Raw genomic sequence first — 18,857 nt, forward strand, 5'->3', positions numbered from 1 at the left:
AATATCTTGCTGGAACTCATCTTCAGAGTCATAAAAATTGGCATAAGGATTTTGAATCCAAGGGCCTCAACTTTTAGTATCAAATTCTTCTCTTGAATAATTATTAGGATTCTTATGAATACGAACCGTTCAATTACTTCACCCAATTCAATCAAGAGATTGTGATACTGTTGGTAGGGTTGAGTGAGAAGAGGATTGAGTTTCTTGTCTCTTTATTTTCCCAATACCTAATTGTTGCATTTGAGAAGAAAGTTGTGATTTAAATTCATTCAATTTAGCGTATAGGTTGTAAATTACCTTTAAGGAGTTTCTTTGTTCTTTTGATAATTGTGGCACTTCATTATTATGTGTTCTTGTTTGATGTTGACTCTTAGTTCTATATCACTTTTGTATCTGTGATTTCACTGATTGAAGGTTTCGGAAATGATATTTTCTTGTTGATTCAGGTTTTAAAGATAGAGAATCAAAGCGAGAAAAAGCTTGACTACCTATGCCAAAAATCTTTTCTCATTTTGTAATTTCTGAAGAAATATCTTTAATGATTGGAAGAGCACTTTGTTTAGGATAATCCAAAGATGTATCTAATTTAATATCTGAACTTTTCTGTTCTAATTTGATGTCAGATAATTGAATATTGTCTTTAGGAAGGTTTATATCTATAAAGTTTGAGTTTGGTAGAACTAGCTTTAAATCTTTTTCTTTCTTGCGCGTCTCTTCTTTAAGTCAGAATTGCCCCCCCCATTGTGAAATCCCTTCTAATGGCTTAAAGACATTTCAATTAATCCCTACAGTAGGCAAAACTGATCCATTTATTATTAAAAAGCCTAATCCACCAAGTCCCAGCTTTAATCTTCTAGACAATTAAAGAAAAAATGCTGAGATCAACTCTCTTTAAATAAATTATTCATTTAAAAATTGAATTCCTGTTACTTACTTAATAATTAATTACATATGAAAGGATTTATTAATTATCTTCTTCCTTTTACCATTGGTTCCGGCTCAATTGTTGGTTACATAGTTTGAAAGAATAAGGGACAGGAGCTATCGCCCCCCCCGAGCTCAGTAACAAATAATCTAGTTAACTTACAACAAAACGAAGAAGAAACAGAAGAATTAAAGCAACAAACTAAAAAACAACAAATTAGAGAGGAGGCGAATAAAGCTTTTCAAAAGATAAATGACTATTCATTTAGATTGTTTTCTCCTTGTGGAATGGGTACAGCCTGAATACTAGACTATCAACTCCCTGAAGAAGGTCACTATCCAACAGTATGATACATCGCTACAGTTGCACATACAATCAGAAGATTTAGATTTCTTGACAATACATATCAACAAGCTTTGCCAATCTCCATAGAAAACACTAATAATCTGAGAAAAGAAATTCAACAACAAGACTTCTCGAAATTATCTCTTTATGGTAATTGAGAGAAAAACTGTGAACTATCTGCTAAACAAGGATATTTTGATTTCAATATTTCTAGACAAGAGAATGGAGAAGAATTACAAGCAGAGTTTGGGGCTATACATAACAACAAAGTAAAAACTCCAAAACTTTTCTATACCTCAATAGACTTATGAGAAGCTAATCCTTCTCTAAATATTCCTAGAAATAACTACAAAGATTTTGCTGTACTAGAAATTGAATTCAATGATGAGGAATATGCAAAGAAAGTCACTGGTAATTTTGCAGAGAAATATCCAATCTCTGCAACTAATGCACTTAATATATTTAGTGGTCCTTTGGACTCTAGATATTCTTGAGAAGAAATTGATAAATTAGATGAAAACTTTTATAATTTAGCCTATCCTTCAAAGCCAAAATTATTCAATAAATACAACTACACCGTTGCATTTGATGAAGAGAAAGCGGAAGCTTTCAAACTATCCAATGATCCTAAGAATTGATACAAAACTACAGATAAGAAACTAAATGGACATGTTGCCTCTAAAGGTTTATGAGAATTTAAGTGAAATGGAAAAGAAAAAGTAGATATAGGGTATCACTATTTACTAAAGATTGATAAAGAATTAAGAATGGGTGTAGGGGCCTCAGGAAGTCTCTATGCAGATAAAGAAGGAAATGTATTGGGCATTCATGGTGGAGGAGAATTTTGAGGAGAGCATTCTTTTGTGATTCCTCTTAGATCAAATGGAATTTCTCTAGAAGGAACAATACAAACTCCCAAATACGACTTAATATTGGGTTCTAAAGGTCAAACTTCTTCTTATAGAGAGCAAATAGAAAAATACAACAAGAATACTTGATTAAGAGCTAGAGAATGAAAACACAAGTCTTAAAGTCTTTCGAGTTATAGAACTATAAAGCTTTTTTATTATTACTTATTTATAAATTTGGTCTAAATTATCAGTTTTCTTATGACTGAGTTCACAGGAGATAAATGTTTTTCGAGCTATTTGGTTTAGTTAATTTAACTCTGGCAAAAACTTTTCTCTCTTCGTCAAGGCTGTCGTCTTCATAGTAATTTCATTTAGCAGAAAGTAGAGAATTATCAGTATTTACAAACGACTTCCCTGAAAAAGTGAGCAAAAATGGTCAATCTTCATATTCGGAATCATAATCTGTGGATGTATCTTCATCTTCTTCTTTCACCTTAATCTCCAATTTTTGACCATTGCCTAAGTCTTGTCTCTTAAAGATGGATTTAGGAAATGCTCCTTCTCATTGATTGGGAATATTACCTTCTCTTGCCACTCCCATTCTTGTGTTGTCACAAGATACTGAATAGTATTCTGTTTCATCTTGTTTTGCTACTTCAAGAATTTTCTTTAAAGGATCAATAATTATGCAATTTCCTGTCGTTGTTTCTTTCTCTTTTGCCAATTGTTCTTGAGTTTTTAAGTCGGGGTTATCTTGTGAGGCTGAAGTGTGTGTAACTGTTGTTCCTCTAGAATCTATAAGGTTTTGGCTTTCTTGATGGGCGTGTTCCGATCCTTGAACAACTTGCTGAGAATGATCTGAATAACTGGTAGGAGAAGATAATTCTATTCTTAATAGTTGAGTTTCTTGTGTAGCTACGTTTGACTTTGTAACTGCAACATATGTTCCTCCTGCAACTCCAGCTACTGAAACAGCTACACCCAATCCAACAAGAACCTTAACTAAACCAGTCATGATCTATTAATTACTCTGACAAAATATAAAAATTGTCAGTGATACTTGACTTACTTAGATTAACCACGTAAAGTGTCACATCATCTTGTTCTTCTTCGTCTTCTTCTCTAGTTACAACAGCGCTTCCCCATTTACCTGTTAAAGAATTTTTTAAAAACTTCCCGCTAATGAAAATTGTTTCATAAGGCTCAAATTCTTCTCCATCTTCAGTATCTTCAGCCTGATAAGAAACGTCACTTAGCTCATCCGATATTTCACGAACATCAATTTTTATCTTTGTATTTTCTATCAAACTTCTAGTTCCTTCTGTTAGAAGACTTGTAGGAAAGAAACCTTTTCATTTACGCAACATAGAGTATTCATCCACACTATCGCTTTCACAAGTTATAGAAATATAGGAAGAAGAAGTTAAAGGAGGTAATTTTTTAAGTATCTTTTCTGAAATTTTCATTACTGTACAGTTTCCTTCCGGTTCGGCTGGTGATAGCGTTTCTTCTAATGGTCTAGTTTCTTCAAGGCTAGTCGCTTCCATTCCTAAAGATTGTGCTTGTAAAAGATCTTCACTTGTTGTGCCTGAATGGCTGGCGTCTTGTAAATTAACTGTTTCATCGTGACTTAATTGTGAAGGAATAGAAGATGTGGGTTCCATTGCCGCAGGTCCAGATAGTGCATCTGGTTTATTTTGATGTGTAGATGTCAAAGTTACTGGGCTACTTGAATTGGTTTGACTAGAAGAGGAAAGGGGAATGCCGATAGCTGTTCCTCCAGCCCCCGCAACAATAGCAGAAAGAGCAAATTTAGAAAACAATCCTATAACTTTATTTAGAAAAACTTCCCTCTATTACTAACTGATTAAGTTAGGTAAGTAAGGTACACATAATTAACTGAATTAGGTTTGTCATCTAGTCTAACTTTGTAAACTGTTTCATCTCCAGTTTCTTCTACTACTTCTGAACTTCACTTACCAACAATAGAAGAGGAAGTTAAAAATCCTTCACTTTTAAATGTTGTTTCGTATATTGCTTCTTCAGGATCTTCTTCATCTTCACTGATTAATCCTTCATTAACTTCAATATTGAACTTTCTTTCCAAATGGAAGGCTTGCGCCCCTCCTTTAAACAAAGTTTCTGGAAAAAATCCATTTCATTTAGTTAACACTGACTCTTCACCTCCATTATTTCGGCAAGAGAAAGAAACATACTTGTAGTCTATAGGTAATTTACTAATAACACTTTCCTCTCCATTAACTACTCGACAATTACCTGTCTGTTCTTCTTTGCTTAGTTCTAATTCTTTAACAGTGTGTTCAAACTCAGAGTGAAAGGTTGATGTTTCTCGATCTATTTCTTGTTGCGGTTGTAATTCAAGCAGACTTGAATTTTCTGAGTTATGGGTTCTTTCAGTTACTGTAACTGTTGATGGGGCGGAAGATAACGTATCTCTTACTTGTTCTTGAGAAGAAGAATTGTCGACTGTTGAACTGCTTGAAACAGGTTGATTTTGATTATTAGAAGTAATTCCAAGTGCGGATGTGCCACCCACACCCGTAATAGTAACAGGAAGAGCAAACTTTAAGAAAGCCTTAATCACTTTAGTGGAAGACCATTCTTATGACAATCAATGAAGATAGAACTTATCTGCAGATTCTGAACCGGTTAATGTAACTTCGTAAACAGGATCATCAGAATCACTTACTCCGGAAACAATCTTGCCTCCTCATTTTCCGATAACAGAAGTAGTAAATTGTTCGCTACTAAAAACTGCTTGATTTGTCGGGGCCTCAAGATCTTCTGTTACAACATCCTGAAGTTCTTCTTCTTTAACTCTGATATCAAACTTACTTCCTTTAATGAATAATTCAATACTTCTTGCCAATAATTTTTCAGGCAAAAAACCTCTTCAATTAGTTAAAGCGGAATCAGAACCTCCGGCATTTTTGCAAAGAACTGAAATGTATTGAGTTTCTTGTGGTAGATGGTCAATAACCTTTTCTTTTCATCCATCCTCTACCTCACAATTCCCTTCCCCCTTAAGGTTTTGGGCTAGTGTAACTTGCTTTAATGTGGATTGCAGTTGTTTTTCTGGGGAATGAGAAGATAAAGTTGAAACTTCTACAGTAACTTGTGGGCTATCTGCTTGTTCACTTCTACCTATAACAGGATAATCAGAATGCTTATTAACTTGTGTTTCTGCTCTTTCTACCCCTAAACCTGCCCCTAACTCTTGTAGGTGTAAAGGAGTTTTGCTGTTAGAAGTTGTTTGAAATTTGGAAAAGATACCAAGAGCCGCGCCCCCCCCAGCTGTAACCGTAGTGGCGGTTGCGATGGCTAACTTTGCAAAGAGAGACATTGCAAATAAATTACCTCAATCATTTTAGAGATATTTAAGGTGAATTTATTTGAATTTGTTTGCTGTAAGACTTAGAATAAAAAATTACTTAAGATTAAGAATCCTCAAGACTTAACAATAAATCTTGTTTAGCTCAAATCTAGCATTATCAGGATTAGCTTTAGGGGTCATTGGGTGTGTATCTTCTCCCTTGATTTATCCATATTTCTCGACTGGGGGGGGCATTAAAGATATTGTTACTAATACGGAAATTAAACAAGTAACTCAAGAGCCCTCTGTAAAGAAAGAAGTACCTAAGATAGTCAAGACTTTTAGCATGGCGTTAACCGATAATGATGTGGACAATGGAGTATATGCGAAAGTAACTCTGGAACAAGAAGGAGATAAGAAAACATGGAATGTAAGTGAGGTTACTTGAAGGGGCGCAAGATGGCAAAACAGCTGAACTTTGCACTATGACGATGTAACGCGCGAATATACCTTCACCGATAGAAGTTGAACTAATTGAAATGCTCCTTGTTATGGGACTGGTCTAGGATGAAAGAGCTCTATAGCTTGCTTATTACACGGGAAAGTAACTTCGCAATATAAAAACACTTGAGAAAAGGATTTCCTTAAGGTGAAATTAGATGGTTGAAGAACCAAGTGATTGACAAGAAGAGGTTATTGATTTAATGAAATGCCTGATTATTTAGAACGTTGCAATAGAGCCACTATTACTGAAAAGCCAGATACTAATTTAGAAGTGTCTATACACTGTAAGGATGTGACACTTTATAAAACATTTAAAAACCCAGAAGAAACCGGAAGTACTCTTAGTAAATAAATTGTTTATTGATTTTCTTAAAACAACAAATTAGAGCGGCATTCCTTCATAAAATGAAATTACCTATAAAATAAAAGGACCTTTAGATGTTTAATTTGTCTTAAGACATGTTAGGAGGTAGCAGACTACTTCAAGGTTTAGCTTTTGGGATTATAGGTTGTGCAATGGTTCCATTAACAAAATCTTCTTTTTTCACTGGGGGGGGCATTAATCCTTCTAATGAAACTATTTCAAGCACCACACAAGTAACACAACAAGAAGGGAAACAAATAACTGCTCCTAAACGAGATACATTTGTAAAGTTATTACTTGCAGGAACTAAAGTTGAAGATGGATTAGTTGCTGAATTATCTCGAGAAAATAAAGAAGATAGTCAATGAAAAGTGGGTAAGGTAACTTGGCGAGGAGAAAGTTGAAATCGTAATTGAACTCTATATTCCGATGATACTAATGGGGAATATACTTTTACTGACAAGACATGATATGAACTTAGAAGTGGATGTTATGCGCAAGCACGTTCTTGAAAGGGCAATAAGGTTTGTGTTACATACGGTAGAGTAGCAGGAAATGATAAGAAAAAATGGACAGATAATTTTCCCAAAATTAACCTAAAAGGTTGAGTTACTTTATCTAGAGGTGGGGGGTATAGCGTAAACACTTATCTCGACAACATAAGTAACTGTTCATTAAAAACGACAGAAAGCAAGACAGGTGGAAATAAATTAACAGTAACTATAACTTGTGATAAAGGAAGATTAACTAAAACTCTAAATGATTCAGATTTTTCAACGATGACAATTGAAAAAAATTAAAGAGGTTTTCTGATAAATAGATTTTTAAAAGAGACTTTTTTTCTTAAAACAGTAGAAATACTTGCAGGTCATAGTTTCTTTCTTTACCTCATATCCTTATCTGACTTACTAAAAATAAACTAAAAAAGTTATTATCAAGCATGCGCGATTTTGGATTATGTATTACATTAATTTCTTTTGTTAGAGTCTTTATTTTTGTACCTTTAATTTCAAACACATTAACTACAGATAGTATTGAAGAATGATAAGAAAGATGGACAAGAAGCAATTGTTTTAGGGATTAAAGAGAAAAGGGGAAAAGAGTGAAAAAAGTGATAGCTTCAAGTTTTATGAGATGAATCAACAACTATATTGGTTTCAAATACTAACAACCATAGCGGTAAAGGATTTGGTAGTACTGTTATTCTCTCAAAAGAAACTAATGGAGTGTATTAATAAGAAAGAAATTTTTAAAAATAGAAAATGGAGCGGAAACAACAGGATCAGAAATTCAAATTTATTTGGTCTCTTGTAGAGTAATGGATGATTTAAAAGCATGTGATATTAAATTGGCTAATAACAGCCCTTTTATTGAAATAATCTCAAATCCAAAATTACTTTTTCGGAGGAAGAGGAAAAAAATCTGAATTTCTGAAAATTTGAACAAATATATCTCTTAAAATCTAGAAACCTTTGGTGTTTTATTTTTTCTGTAAATCTTGTTAGCTTCCAATCTAATGCTTTCAGGATTAGTTTTGGGAGTTATTGGTTGTGTGCCTATGCCCCTTATGTATTCCAATTCTATGGCTGGGGGGGGCACTGAAAAAATAATTGAAACTGTTACATCTCGTCCATCACAATCTAATCTATTACAACAACTAACACCTGCAGTTAAAAAAGAAGAGTTTCCGGAATTGCTCAAAACTATAAATCTTTTGTTGGCGGGAACAAATAATCAAGATGGAATAGTTACACAATTATCTTTGTATCAAGAAAAAAATGGAAATAAGAGATGAGATGTAAATAAGGTTACTTGACGGGGAACTCAATGAAAAAATAATTGAACTTTGTTTTACGATGACAATACTGGAGAATACATTTTTTCTGACAAAGATTGAATAGAAAAAGGAGATAATACTTGTTGGGGTCAAGCGAGAAAATGAAATACTTACAAAGTCTGTTTATCTCATGGGGTAGTTTTGCCAAAATATAAAGAAATTTACAGAGATAAATTTCCAAAGATTAAGTTAAGTGGATGAGGAGTAAAATGGTCAAGATATTGATGATACAGCGCGAAAAAAATGCCTAACTATCTGGATTATTGCGAAAATGTAAGTGTCGAGGAGAGAAATAACAGTGATTTAGAGATAACTATTGGATGTAAGAGTTCAACACTTCAAAAAATATTTAAGAATACAGAAATTAGTGATGTTTCACTTAGTAAATAATTAATTTGTTGAACTAATAAGTTTATTAAGAGTTGGCTATGCAGAGAGTTATTTAAGTCATGCTTGTTAATTCAAAACTCGTTATGGGAATACTGACTTTAGCTGGATTAGGAGTTCCTTTCTATTTATTGACTGGAAGAAAGTGTTCTTTGGTAAGAGCCAATGAATTACAAAAAATCTCATTAAATGTTTCTGAAACAGTGTTAGAGTGTGCTGAAAATGGCAGAAATTATTCAATATATTTAGCTCCTGCAGAAAATTCAAAATCTAATCAACAAGAAATTTCTTTTAAGGTAGTTGACAATAATTCTGAGAAAAAAGTTAAATGGGGTCAGGAGAGTCAACGGGGAGATGAGTGGGATGAATGGGGAATAGCGATATATAAAAATGGAACAGAAAAGGGTAAAGAGACCAAAATTAGAGTTCCTGTCGGAAATGTCTATAACAAAGGAAAAGTATTAATTACCTGTCAAAAAAGTAAATTAAAGTTCAAAGACGAGTCAAAAGCTTGTTCTGGAGGTTCAATCCTAATGAATACAAAACTGAAATTCGATATCGACTCATTGGGTAATGTAAAGATCCAATCTGCAAATTTTGATTGAGCAGATGACTTTAAGCCCAATAGACAATTTTGCAATTATTAATCAATCTTTTTTTATTTAAAAACTGAAACTTAATTAAAAAAATAAAGATTCTAAGAAAATGAGGAAGGTAAATGGTATCGAGCATGATCGTTGCTGATCTTATTTTTAAACTGTGTTTGTTTGTGTGGGAAGTTGTGTGTATCCGTTTCCATTATCACCACCTCATTAATGAAAAAAATAATATGGTTTACTCCTGACAAAATAATCGAGAAATTAGCGAAATTATTTATATAAGTGGAAGGTGGAAGCTCAAAAGAGAAGTTTAAATTTTTAAATTACAAACTTACATGAAGAGTGGAGATAGTAAAACAAAAGAATGTTTAATTAAATTCAGTGTTGGTAGTACATTTGGATGTAGTAACTTTAGTACATTTAAAATCAAATGGTTTAGGGTGGCTTTTTAATACTGAATTATGGGTCCAAAAGTTTTTGTTGCGGTTGTTGCGTTTAGAGGGGGTTGTATCGGTGCTCCTTTATTGCTGTGGAAAGAAAGTGCTTCTGGAACTGTCACCAAAAAACCACAATTTCCAAAAGTCCCTTCTAATCAATTAATAACTGCTGAAAATAAATCTAAAGTTACGAGAGACCTTCCTACTGTCGACAAAGCAAATGCTGGAAGGGGAAATTGTGCAATTCAAAAAATGTCAGATGATTCAATAGATTTTCTCCTAAAACAAGAAAAGGGAAGTAAATTTTATGTTGAGTTACTTTGCGAGAAGGATAATTCAGATGCTGGAAGTGGCTCATGGTCTTATATTTGAGTTGGATTAGTTCCAGAAGCATTATTTGCTGATGGCTTTGCTCTTGAAGTTGATAAAAATTTCAATCTAAAGACTAATACTGTAACAGAAAGGGAACAAAAGAAAACTACTTTTCGAAGTAATGCATTGAAATCTCCATTTGATGGAATCTGAGGTGGCGAATTGCAGAACAGAAAGGGGAAAACTGTAACAACTATTTCAGTTTCAGACTCTTCTAATCAAGAGTTCAAGATTTATACTCTACCAGACTAAAAATTTATTTTGAATCTTTTTCAATACTATGCTTTCCTGTTTACTTAGATAAAAGTTGAGAGATTCTTTAAAGATAAGTTAAGAGAAACTTACATACATGTTTAATTTAGGTTTATTAGTCAAAGCAGGTCTAGTTATTGGTGGTTGTGCAAGTAGTTGCATTTTTCGCAAAATCTTTTATTGCTGGGGATTACTTTGAAGAACTTGAAAAAGTAGTGATAAAACAAACAGGTGAAAAGATTGGACCAATCTTTAATTGCAACGGTAATGGTTTAAACTATAGGGTTTATTTAGTTCCAGAAAAAGGTCAATGAACTAAATCGAGTGAAACAAAAAACAATATCTCTTTACAAGTGATTGAAAAAGAAAGAATGGAAGGACCAAGAAAAAATTGTTTGAGGTCCTAATGTTCAGTCAGATTACAAATTAAACACATGGGAAATCAATGTTTCAAAAGATGGAACATCAACTATATTGATAAAGAAGTCTAAGAAAGAAAAAGGATTTAAGACTGCTTTTTGCTTAGGGAATGATACAGTGTTGCCAATGGCGCGAATGGTAATACTGGTGTAACTTTCTTGAGAGTAGAGAATGGAGTAAAAAGAGAGGGTGCTGAATTCAAATTTGGTGTATGTCGAACTAGTGGGGGTAGTATAACGGAAGACTGCGATGTTGAATTTAATCTAGGTAGTCTTTTTAAATGAAATGGATTTAAGCCAAGAATTACTGTTTCCGGAAAATAAGTTAACTTAAGCTTTTTAACTATTAAATAGAACTCTAACTGAAACTTAGAAAAAGAAATTAACTATTTAATTGTCAAGGGGTTAAAGGGATTCCTTTAGGGTTTTCTCGAGACATTTCTGATGTATCTTCTCCACAAACTAATCTATATGATGGAACAGAAGTAGTTCCATTTCCAAAAAGAGCACATTCTTGCAGTAAGTCTGTTTCTTTATCTGAAATTCCTTTTCATTTCTCCCCTTCTGCAACAAAAGTGCCATCATCGCCTGCTGTTTTTTCGGTATTCTTTTTTAACTTAATAGAAATTTGACTATTATCTGGATTTCACATAAGATTTCCTTCAACTTTTGTTCACTTATTTTCTATAAAAGGGTTGTATAAATAATAGGAGTTACCGTATTCTTCGTTTTCATCGGTTGTCGTCGGAACATCCGTACCCTCAAGACAAGTTAATAATTTGTTTCCAACACTAGACTTTGCGGGAACAACAAAACATTTCTTATCTATTTCCTCTCTCCTAGTTGTTAAAGCTGGGCTTTCTATCCCCCTTGAACCTGTTGTTACTACTTGGGCGGGAGAGCTGGCATGTTGCTCTGTCGGAATAGGTATAACTGTGTCTTGTGATTGTCTAGTACTTTCTTCTGATAAATGACTAGAGGTTAGAAAAGTTCCACTGTTCTTAGTCTTAGATAATAAAGCAATTGGAACTACTATTGCTGCCCCCGTCGTTGCAACTAAGCCAAATTTGATTAAAGTGCTAAGAACTAATGTGGCCACCTATTTTTACTTTATTAAATGCTTAGGGATTAAAAGTTAGAGCACAACACAAAAAATATATTCATTGAAAAATCCTCATAGTAAAATAAAAGAACTTTCAGATACCTAGTTTTTTAGAGCCATGTTAGGTGGTAATAGATTGTTACAGGGTTTAGCTTTTGGAATTGTAGGTTGCGCAATGGTTCCATTAACCAAATCTTCTTTCTTCGCTGGGGGGGGCATTAGTTCTACTGGAACTACTACAACACAAATAGCACAAGAGGAAGGAACGCAAGTAACTGTTCCAAAACGAGATACATTTGCAAAGTTACTACTTGCAGGAACTAATGCGGAGGATGGATTAGTGGCTGAATTAACTCGAGAAGATAAAGAAGATAGTCAGTGAAAGTTACAGAAGACAACTTGAAAGGGACAGAACTGAAATTCAAGATGAACACTATATTCCGATGATACTAATGGAGAATATACCTTTACTGATAGATCGCCATGAGAATGGGGCAGTGGATGTTGGGGATATGCACGTTATTGAGGAAGAAATAAAGTTTGCGAAGCATACGGAAGAGTAAAACAAGGAGAAGAAACAAAATGAAAGAATAATTTTCCAAAAATTAAGTTTGATGGTTGAACAACTAGACTGAGAGGTGGTGGATTTAGTACTAGCACTACTCTAGACAACTTAAGTAATTGCACTTTAAGTATTAAAGAAAATAAATCCAAAGATGACACTTTTGTAACAGTGACTATGACTTGTAAAAAAGGATCTATGGTTAAAATTCTGAAATTTGAAGATTTTGAAAGAATAGCTCTGGAAAAACATTAAAAATAACCTACAAATAGTCTCTTAACTTTTCTTAAAAACTACTAAATATTCTCTAAATTTGTAAGGTTTTTATCTCTTTTTAAAAGGAATTAAAGGGATTCCCTTAGATTCTTCAGTGGAAAGAGTTAATAAATCTTGTCCACAAATTCATAAATTGGAACTTGAATCTCTTTCATCTTCCATATCTCTAGATAAGGTACAAATATCCAATAAATTACTTGGTTCTTTTGAAATATCATTCCATTCTTTGCCTGTTACCGCAAAAGTTTCACTTCACAAGCTTTCTTTTAAGCCATCTTCTTCTTCAGATTCCAATTTGACAGTGATTTGTTTATTTTTTGGATTAAATTGCAAGCTTGCAATTTTTAAAAACTTCTTCTCTTCATCGGAATCAAAAAGGTAATATTCTTCTTCATCGTTTAAACATACTAATAACTTGATCTTGGTACTATCAAAAGTTGACTTAGCGGGAATAATAAAACAGTTCTCTTTCTTAGTTTCTTTACTCTTTTCTAATCTTGTACTATTTGCGGGGGGGGCGACAAAACTCTGATGTAGAGTGACAGGAACAGCTATTGCAGAGCTTGCTAAAGCGAAAATACCTATTTTGGCAAGAATGCTACTAAGCAATATAAAGGTTCATTTCGGAGGAAAACCCTTTTAAATAATTAAACATCATGTTCAAATTTGACTAGGAGAGGCAAACAATCTATTAAAAGTAAGTAAAAGAGATAACATCGAGCATGCTCGATACAGGTTTAATTATTAAGTTATGTTCGTTTGTTGATGTTTGTGCCCCTACTCCTATACTTACAACCACATTAATTGAGGGGGGTGAGTAACTCATAGAGAAACTGAGACATTTACAGTAACTGAAAAGGGAGAGAAAATAGGCCCTATCTTTAACTGCAATCACAACTCAAAAAACTACAAGGTCTACTTACTTCTTAATAAAGAAGGTTTAACTGGCAAAGATATAACTGAAAAAAATATTGTGTTACAAGTGATTGAAAAAGAAGAAATACATTTAAAGCTATAACAATTCAATAACATAGTCTATTTGTGTTTTTTAATTCGAAGATTGTCATTGGTATAGTGTCTTTTTCGGGAATAGGAATCTCCTTGTACTTTCTATATGGAGATCACTGCTCTTTCACTAAGACAAATGTGTTACAGAAAGTTGCAATAAACACTTCTGAAACAATATTGGAATGTTCAGAAAATGATAAAGATTATTCAGTATATCTAGTGCCAGCAGGCAATTATGAAACCGAAAAACGAGAATTTTCTTTCAAGGTTGTGGATAACAAAACAGATGGGAAAGTAAAATGGGGCCCTGAAAGTAATCCAGAGGATAAATGAAATGATTGAGCTATAGCAATATACAAAAATGGCTCAAAAGGAAGCCACCAAACCAAGATTAGAGTTCCAATCGGAAAGATTTTTAAAAATGGCTCAACGATTATTTCTTGCCAGAAAAGTAAGTTGAAATTTAAAGAAAATATAGAGACTTGCCCCGGCGGATCATTTCTAATGAATTCAAAGTTGCAATTTGAAGTTGATGGAAAAAGTGAAGTAAAAATGAAATCAGACAAATTTGAATGAAGTATTGGGTTTGTCCCGAAAAGAATCTTTTGTCATACTTAATTGAGAATTTTTTGTTAAATTTGGATTAAAAGGGTAGTTGTAAACAAATAAAAATACTCTAAAAAGGGGAATTCAAACTTCTCGAGATGATGGGGCGGGAGGGGGCGCAAATTAAACTTCCTGTATCAGGCGGTATATTTTTCCTACAATTTTCTAGTAAGGCTTAAGGGGTAATGGGTTTGATGATACCTAAAATTGCATTTTTTATTACTGGTTTAGGGGGGTTGAGTTATGGAATCTCTAAAGCTTTAATTAAGAAACCATATAAACCAAAAGGTCCTTATGTAGTTGTAAAGTTGGGAGAATATGGGAAAGTGCATGAATTAACTATGACAGGAAAAGAGATTTTTACTAAAGCAGGTCAATGGATGGAATACAAAGATTTTTCATCTGTCTCTATTAATGGAAAAATATTAGATGGTGAATATATGTTTGCTAACTCTGATGAACAATTTTGCTTAAAAAATCAGGAGAGTGATTCAAAATGATGCTGAGACAAATCTTCGTCTAGAACAGACCAATATGCAGGGGGTTGAAAATTAAAAGATTTACTTTACAAATTTAACTTTGAGGATGTAAATTATTTCCCAGAAGATAATTGAAACCTCTTGGGTTACAAGTTACACATAAACAAAATAGGGCAACAAGGTTGTTCCTTACAGGACAGAAAAAAATGTGTAAGCGGGAATAAAGAGCTGGATTTAAGAAAAGGTGAATTAGTCTAAAGTCTTTTTCTTTGATTAACGAACTAAATACTGATTATTTTTTTACTTATTATTCCTTTTGTAATCTAATTACATCGTGGTTTCAATCTGTTCCATTTCTTGGACTTACAAATCTCACAAATAATTGTCATTCAGAAACTGGCTTACTAAAACATACTTCCCCGTCTTGATTACAACGATCCTTAAATTCCAAAATCTTTTAGGTAAACAGAAGTAGAACTCTTTGCTTGCTTGATTAGGCGGTATCCCGTTATCACCGCGCCGAGAGCCCCTCTTCCTTTTTGTCAATACAAATTTCTTTGAAGTTTTTAGCCTTAAAACACAAACCCCTTTTCTTCTTCCCCTTTAATAATCTGTGTGTCTTTATCTAATTTATAGCCCTTAAAAATTCCATATCTGTACTTCCAAATTTATGTCATGTGTCATCATCTATTTTTAATTCAGCCAAACTAAGACCTAAATCTTCTCCAAAATTCTCTCCACATTTAACTTAAATGGCTTTGCCTTTCAAACCGAAATTGTTTCTTTCTACTGTATTGGTGACTAAAGAAATATATGAAAGTTCATATCCAATCCCCGTAACACCTAAAAACTCAACAATCCTTTAATTGCAAGTAATTCCTAAATGCGGTCTTCCTTAAGAATTAAGGAATTTTATTGATTTTACAGGGATTTCTTAACTAGATAGTGTTAATTCTTCATAACTTCTGCTTAATATCTTGATTTCTTTTTGAGTAAAGTCTCTACTCGCTCGAAAAGGGGAGCAAGTAAGTTCTAACAAGGGATTTCCTTGTACTCAACTCTCTTTCCTTAAATCCTCTATCTTACAGCTATTCAAATCTATCTCTTTTAATAAATCCTTAGTTTCTGTTTTTACTTCTATCGATAACCTTTCTCCCATGTTATGTTTGCTTTTTTCTTGACAATCCTGAACTGTAGTAATTTCATTTAAATTCTGTCTCCACCAACCTGATGAATCAATAGTCAATAAATAATACTCTTTCTCATTCAAAGATGGGGAACAGAGTATAAATTTACCTTTCTTTTCTTTATTATTGTGAGCTACTTTTAACTCAAACTTTTCCTTATCTTTCTCAACAAACAACTTAACATTACCACTCTCACTCTTTGCAATCAAATGCACTGCTCTTTTTCAAGAACCTTGTCCTTCAGAATAAGGAGATTTGAAAGAGATTCCTAAGAATGGGGTAGCTACAATTCCGCATCCAGCACAACCTATAACAACTACTTTAAATAAGGTTACAGTCATATTTTTTATTTAAAATTTTCGTCTAATTTACTTACAAATATTCTCTTCTAAAGGCCAGTAAGTTCTGATCAGCAGTTATTTTCTTACTCTCATATTAAAATTGCTAGTTACAACAAACTAATTAAGTTATGGCTCAATTAGTCAAAGTAATTGGAGCTGTTCTTGCCTCAATAGGAACAATAACTGGAATAACTGTCTCCACCACCAATTCTACGCCCCCCCCAGCTTTAACAACTAATTCGAGCTCCTCTACACCTCAAGAAGTAACTAACTTAAGAGATACAGAAACTACTAAAAAGGGATACTATGTTCTAGCTGACTGAGGAAACACTCAATGAAAGGTTAAATCTGATAAATTCTCAAAGCTAAATGAGTGAAACAATAAAGAATTGAAATTCAGCGATGTTGAAATGTATATTGGAGAGAAAAAATTAGAAAAAGGATATGAATTCACAACTCAAAGAAATAGTAGAAAGTATGTTTTGTACGAAAGAAAGAGAGGAGTATATAAATTAGAAAATGGGAAAGAACTTATTATCGGAGAATTAAGAAACCAATGAGATACTTTGGGGGTTACAAAATATGATGAGGAGCCTTTGAGAAAATGACAAAAACCTATTTCTGTTTCTGATTACGATATTGAATTTGATACCTGTAAATTCACTCAAGTAAAAGGACAAAACACTGATAATAAAGATACAAAAATCAAAGTTACTTGTCAAGTTGGATGACCTAGACAAACAATTTGAAGAGAATTAACTGAAGAAGACTACAAATAATTTTTTTAACTAGTTAAACATTATGTCTCTATTAGCGGGGCTAAAGATTTTTTCTATTATGGGGACAATAGGAGGTTTAGGCGGCAGTATAGCTTATGTTCCTTGAAAAAATGAATTTAAAGATCCCGCAAAAGGGTACTATGTATTAGCTAGTTGAGAGGATGGAACTGAATGAACTGTAAGCTCTAAGAATTTCTTTAAGGAAGGTATTTACAACAAGAATGGAATTGGATTCAATGAAGTAGATATGAAGTTAGGAAATCAAAAGATTGAAAAAAATCATCAATTCTTCGCTCCAATTGATGGAAAAGGAAGCTTGCTAGTTAAATACAACGGAAGAAATTTTCATTACATATTGGAAGATGGAAAAGAACAACCTCCCGGGCATTTAAGAATCAATGAAAACTTAAATAGATTAACTGTAAAAAAATACAGTGATGAGGGATTTAATAAATGAAAGAAGGGTTGAAATACTATAAATTATGATCTTGAGTTTGATAAGTGTAGATTCAAGAAAGATGCTAGGAGTAAGGATTTAATTACAGTAACCTGTCAATGAGGTTACAATGGAGCTAAAAATACAATCTCAAGAACATTAAGCTCAGAAGACTTTAGATACTAAGTTAATTTTTAGGTTCTATTAATTTTTCTATTTAAGCTAATAAATTTATATAAAAAAATTTATTAAGTGTGATTTAACTGTTATTGACTGGGAGATTAAAGCTAACTCTTGGGGGATTGGGTTCTTTTACAATAGGTGGATCTATTCTAGTTATTACAGGAAATAATTGAAATCTATTTAGGCAATTAGAACTAGGAAGCTCGGGGGGGGGCATCAATCAGCTTTCAAACTAAAAGAGATTTAGAAAGCACTAAGCAAAATTTACAGCTGATCTCGCCAAATAAAGATTCTGTACCTATAAATCTTCAAACAAACAATATTAAAGTGCTTGAAGTTAAGTTTGAGTCGGTGGTTCCAAATATTCAATTAGACACACCTTCCAATTATTCCGAGAACAATGTTCTCTCGACAATCGAAAATATTTCTACTGAAATAACCAAATGAGACAAAGCATCTGATATAAGTGAGCAAGCATTAACACAACTTGACTCTTTTTCTTTAAAGCCAGCATGGGTAAAGCAATACCACCTTAAAGTGGTTAATTCAGTAAGAAGACTTGTTTCAAGTTGAAATTGCAATAATACTTCTTGCAAATGAAGAGCTCCACAATTAACGAAAGACCAAAGGAATTCCTTACAAGTTATTTATGATTTACACATTAAATTGAAAGATTTGAGATCAAAACTTTCTGTTCAAATGAAAGAATTAGGAATTTCAGAAGAAATTCAAGCAGAATCTCAAGAACCATCAACATCTTCTCTTACAATGTCACAATCTCTACAAAGAATAAGATGAAAAGGTGACATAGTCTATATTCATTCGGGCCTTAATAATTATCAAAAAGAAAATTTTGATGCTAACAGCTGACCTTCTTGAGATAAAAATCCTTATTCCAATTTTTATGACTCTGAAGAGGAATTTAAACAAGATATTGAAGTTACGAATCAATTACGAAATCAAATTTTTAGAGACCAGAGATATAGTAAGGTTCAAAATTTAACTGTGGGTTCAGGAAGACATTCTGAACATAATCAGAAATTAGCGAATACCTTTAGGAATTTGGTGTATGGTAATTATTCTTATAAGCACATAATTGTTAAGGTGGCACAAAAAATATTGAAAGAAATAGATCAGTCCGTTTAAGAATTAACTAAAAAAATAATTATTTGGAGTGACGACATAAGTAAGTCTTTACTTCAAAAAATAACTAAGTTAATTAATAGTTCAATTCTTAGATGGGACGGAAGGCTAAATTAGGACTTGGTGGTC

General features: G+C 33.0%; 24 protein-coding genes. 15 read left to right on the forward strand and 9 right to left on the reverse strand.

All coding sequences use genetic code 4. The features are described 5' to 3' along the window. Positions 1 to 861: hypothetical protein (locus DNK47_RS02060; RefSeq protein WP_146737518.1), on the reverse strand; the 861-nt coding region annotated here is incomplete at its 3' end. A gap of 90 nt (positions 862 to 951) precedes the next feature. Between DNK47_RS02060 and DNK47_RS02065 the strand changes: the two genes are divergently transcribed. Further along, positions 952 to 2,301, forward strand: coding sequence for an MIP family Ig-specific serine endopeptidase (locus tag DNK47_RS02065; protein WP_112665493.1), 1,350 nt, complete (start codon positions 952 to 954; stop codon positions 2,299 to 2,301). Between the two features lie 76 nt (positions 2,302 to 2,377). Here the strand turns inward: DNK47_RS02065 and DNK47_RS02070 are convergent, their stop codons facing one another. From DNK47_RS02070 to DNK47_RS02085, 4 genes are read right to left on the reverse strand one after another with little or no spacing between them, the layout of a single operon-like run. After that, positions 2,378 to 3,136, reverse strand: coding sequence for a hypothetical protein (locus tag DNK47_RS02070; RefSeq protein ID WP_112665495.1), 759 nt, complete (start codon positions 3,134 to 3,136; stop codon positions 2,378 to 2,380). Positions 3,137 to 3,146: 10 nt separating this feature from the next. Continuing rightward, positions 3,147 to 3,944: a hypothetical protein gene (locus tag DNK47_RS02075; protein WP_112665497.1), complete on the reverse strand. Its 798-nt coding sequence runs from the start codon at positions 3,942 to 3,944 to the stop codon at positions 3,147 to 3,149. A gap of 44 nt (positions 3,945 to 3,988) precedes the next feature. Next, on the reverse strand, positions 3,989 to 4,726 hold the full coding sequence (locus DNK47_RS02080) for a hypothetical protein (RefSeq protein WP_112665499.1): 738 nt from the start codon (positions 4,724 to 4,726) through the stop codon (positions 3,989 to 3,991). An 18-nt stretch (positions 4,727 to 4,744) separates the two neighbouring features. After that, positions 4,745 to 5,485: a hypothetical protein gene (locus DNK47_RS02085; protein ID WP_112665501.1), complete on the reverse strand. Its 741-nt coding sequence runs from the start codon at positions 5,483 to 5,485 to the stop codon at positions 4,745 to 4,747. Positions 5,486 to 5,609: 124 nt separating this feature from the next. Here DNK47_RS02085 and DNK47_RS02090 point away from each other — a divergent pair, with 124 nt between their 5' ends. The 7 genes from DNK47_RS02090 (at position 5,610) to DNK47_RS02125 (ending at position 10,950) form a co-directional block, all read left to right on the forward strand. Beyond that, positions 5,610 to 6,311: a hypothetical protein gene (locus DNK47_RS02090; RefSeq protein ID WP_112665503.1), complete on the forward strand. Its 702-nt coding sequence runs from the start codon at positions 5,610 to 5,612 to the stop codon at positions 6,309 to 6,311. Between the two features lie 107 nt (positions 6,312 to 6,418). Beyond that, positions 6,419 to 7,123 carry a hypothetical protein gene (locus tag DNK47_RS02095; protein WP_112665505.1) on the forward strand — a complete coding sequence of 235 codons (705 nt, stop codon included), beginning with the start codon at positions 6,419 to 6,421 and terminating at the stop codon, positions 7,121 to 7,123. A gap of 716 nt (positions 7,124 to 7,839) precedes the next feature. Beyond that, positions 7,840 to 8,550, forward strand: a complete 711-nt coding sequence (locus tag DNK47_RS02105) for a hypothetical protein (protein ID WP_146737519.1) — start codon at positions 7,840 to 7,842, stop codon at positions 8,548 to 8,550. Between the two features lie 59 nt (positions 8,551 to 8,609). Further along, positions 8,610 to 9,194 carry a hypothetical protein gene (locus tag DNK47_RS02110; protein WP_112665511.1) on the forward strand — a complete coding sequence of 195 codons (585 nt, stop codon included), beginning with the start codon at positions 8,610 to 8,612 and terminating at the stop codon, positions 9,192 to 9,194. Positions 9,195 to 9,607: 413 nt separating this feature from the next. Further along, entirely contained in the window at positions 9,608 to 10,207 is a 600-nt protein-coding gene (locus DNK47_RS02115; protein ID WP_112665513.1) for a hypothetical protein, read from the forward strand. 140 nt (positions 10,208 to 10,347) lie between these two features. Then, a complete protein-coding gene (locus DNK47_RS02120) occupies positions 10,348 to 10,614 on the forward strand; it encodes a hypothetical protein (protein WP_112665515.1) in 267 nt (88 codons plus the stop codon). Positions 10,615 to 10,725: 111 nt separating this feature from the next. Next, positions 10,726 to 10,950: a hypothetical protein gene (locus DNK47_RS02125; protein ID WP_112665517.1), complete on the forward strand. Its 225-nt coding sequence runs from the start codon at positions 10,726 to 10,728 to the stop codon at positions 10,948 to 10,950. 58 nt (positions 10,951 to 11,008) lie between these two features. Here DNK47_RS02125 and DNK47_RS02130 read toward each other — a convergent pair whose 3' ends face one another. Then, positions 11,009 to 11,725: a hypothetical protein gene (locus tag DNK47_RS02130; protein ID WP_112665519.1), complete on the reverse strand. Its 717-nt coding sequence runs from the start codon at positions 11,723 to 11,725 to the stop codon at positions 11,009 to 11,011. 121 nt (positions 11,726 to 11,846) lie between these two features. Here DNK47_RS02130 and DNK47_RS02135 point away from each other — a divergent pair, with 121 nt between their 5' ends. Continuing rightward, positions 11,847 to 12,545, forward strand: a complete 699-nt coding sequence (locus DNK47_RS02135; protein WP_112665521.1) for a hypothetical protein — start codon at positions 11,847 to 11,849, stop codon at positions 12,543 to 12,545. 69 nt (positions 12,546 to 12,614) lie between these two features. Here DNK47_RS02135 and DNK47_RS02140 read toward each other — a convergent pair whose 3' ends face one another. Further along, the gene (locus DNK47_RS02140; RefSeq protein WP_112665523.1) at positions 12,615 to 13,175 is read right to left on the reverse strand and encodes a hypothetical protein; all 561 of its coding nucleotides are present in this window, start codon (positions 13,173 to 13,175) and stop codon (positions 12,615 to 12,617) included. Between the two features lie 142 nt (positions 13,176 to 13,317). Between DNK47_RS02140 and DNK47_RS02145 the strand changes: the two genes are divergently transcribed. The 3 genes from DNK47_RS02145 to DNK47_RS02155 all read left to right on the forward strand — a co-directional run bounded on the left by DNK47_RS02145 (position 13,318) and on the right by DNK47_RS02155 (position 14,917). Next, positions 13,318 to 13,584, forward strand: a complete 267-nt coding sequence (locus DNK47_RS02145) for a hypothetical protein (protein ID WP_146737520.1) — start codon at positions 13,318 to 13,320, stop codon at positions 13,582 to 13,584. Positions 13,585 to 13,640: 56 nt separating this feature from the next. Beyond that, entirely contained in the window at positions 13,641 to 14,192 is a 552-nt protein-coding gene (locus DNK47_RS02150; RefSeq protein ID WP_146737521.1) for a hypothetical protein, read from the forward strand. Between the two features lie 179 nt (positions 14,193 to 14,371). Then, positions 14,372 to 14,917 carry a hypothetical protein gene (locus DNK47_RS02155; protein WP_146737522.1) on the forward strand — a complete coding sequence of 182 codons (546 nt, stop codon included), beginning with the start codon at positions 14,372 to 14,374 and terminating at the stop codon, positions 14,915 to 14,917. A 49-nt stretch (positions 14,918 to 14,966) separates the two neighbouring features. On the opposite strand, the gene DNK47_RS03475 is transcribed toward DNK47_RS02155, so the two are convergent. Both DNK47_RS03475 and DNK47_RS02160 read right to left on the reverse strand, forming a co-directional pair. Then, positions 14,967 to 15,110, reverse strand: coding sequence for a hypothetical protein (locus tag DNK47_RS03475; RefSeq protein ID WP_181454154.1), 144 nt, complete (start codon positions 15,108 to 15,110; stop codon positions 14,967 to 14,969). Positions 15,111 to 15,593: 483 nt separating this feature from the next. Further along, positions 15,594 to 16,187: a hypothetical protein gene (locus DNK47_RS02160; protein ID WP_112665531.1), complete on the reverse strand. Its 594-nt coding sequence runs from the start codon at positions 16,185 to 16,187 to the stop codon at positions 15,594 to 15,596. 128 nt (positions 16,188 to 16,315) lie between these two features. Here DNK47_RS02160 and DNK47_RS02165 point away from each other — a divergent pair, with 128 nt between their 5' ends. The 3 genes from DNK47_RS02165 (at position 16,316) to DNK47_RS02175 (ending at position 18,731) form a co-directional block, all read left to right on the forward strand. Next, complete coding sequence (locus DNK47_RS02165) at positions 16,316 to 16,966, forward strand: hypothetical protein (RefSeq protein ID WP_112665533.1); 651 nt, start codon at positions 16,316 to 16,318, stop codon at positions 16,964 to 16,966. 58 nt (positions 16,967 to 17,024) lie between these two features. Next, positions 17,025 to 17,588 (forward strand): hypothetical protein, encoded by a 564-nt coding sequence (locus tag DNK47_RS02170; protein WP_146737523.1) that lies wholly within the window; start codon positions 17,025 to 17,027, stop codon positions 17,586 to 17,588. A gap of 324 nt (positions 17,589 to 17,912) precedes the next feature. Next, entirely contained in the window at positions 17,913 to 18,731 is an 819-nt protein-coding gene (locus DNK47_RS02175) for a hypothetical protein (protein ID WP_112665537.1), read from the forward strand. Positions 18,732 to 18,857: the final 126 nt, after the last annotated feature.

Source organism: Mycoplasma wenyonii (assembly GCF_003265155.1).
In the GTDB taxonomy this organism is placed as follows: Bacteria; Bacillota_I; Bacilli_A; order Mycoplasmatales; family Mycoplasmoidaceae; genus Eperythrozoon_A; species Eperythrozoon_A wenyonii_C.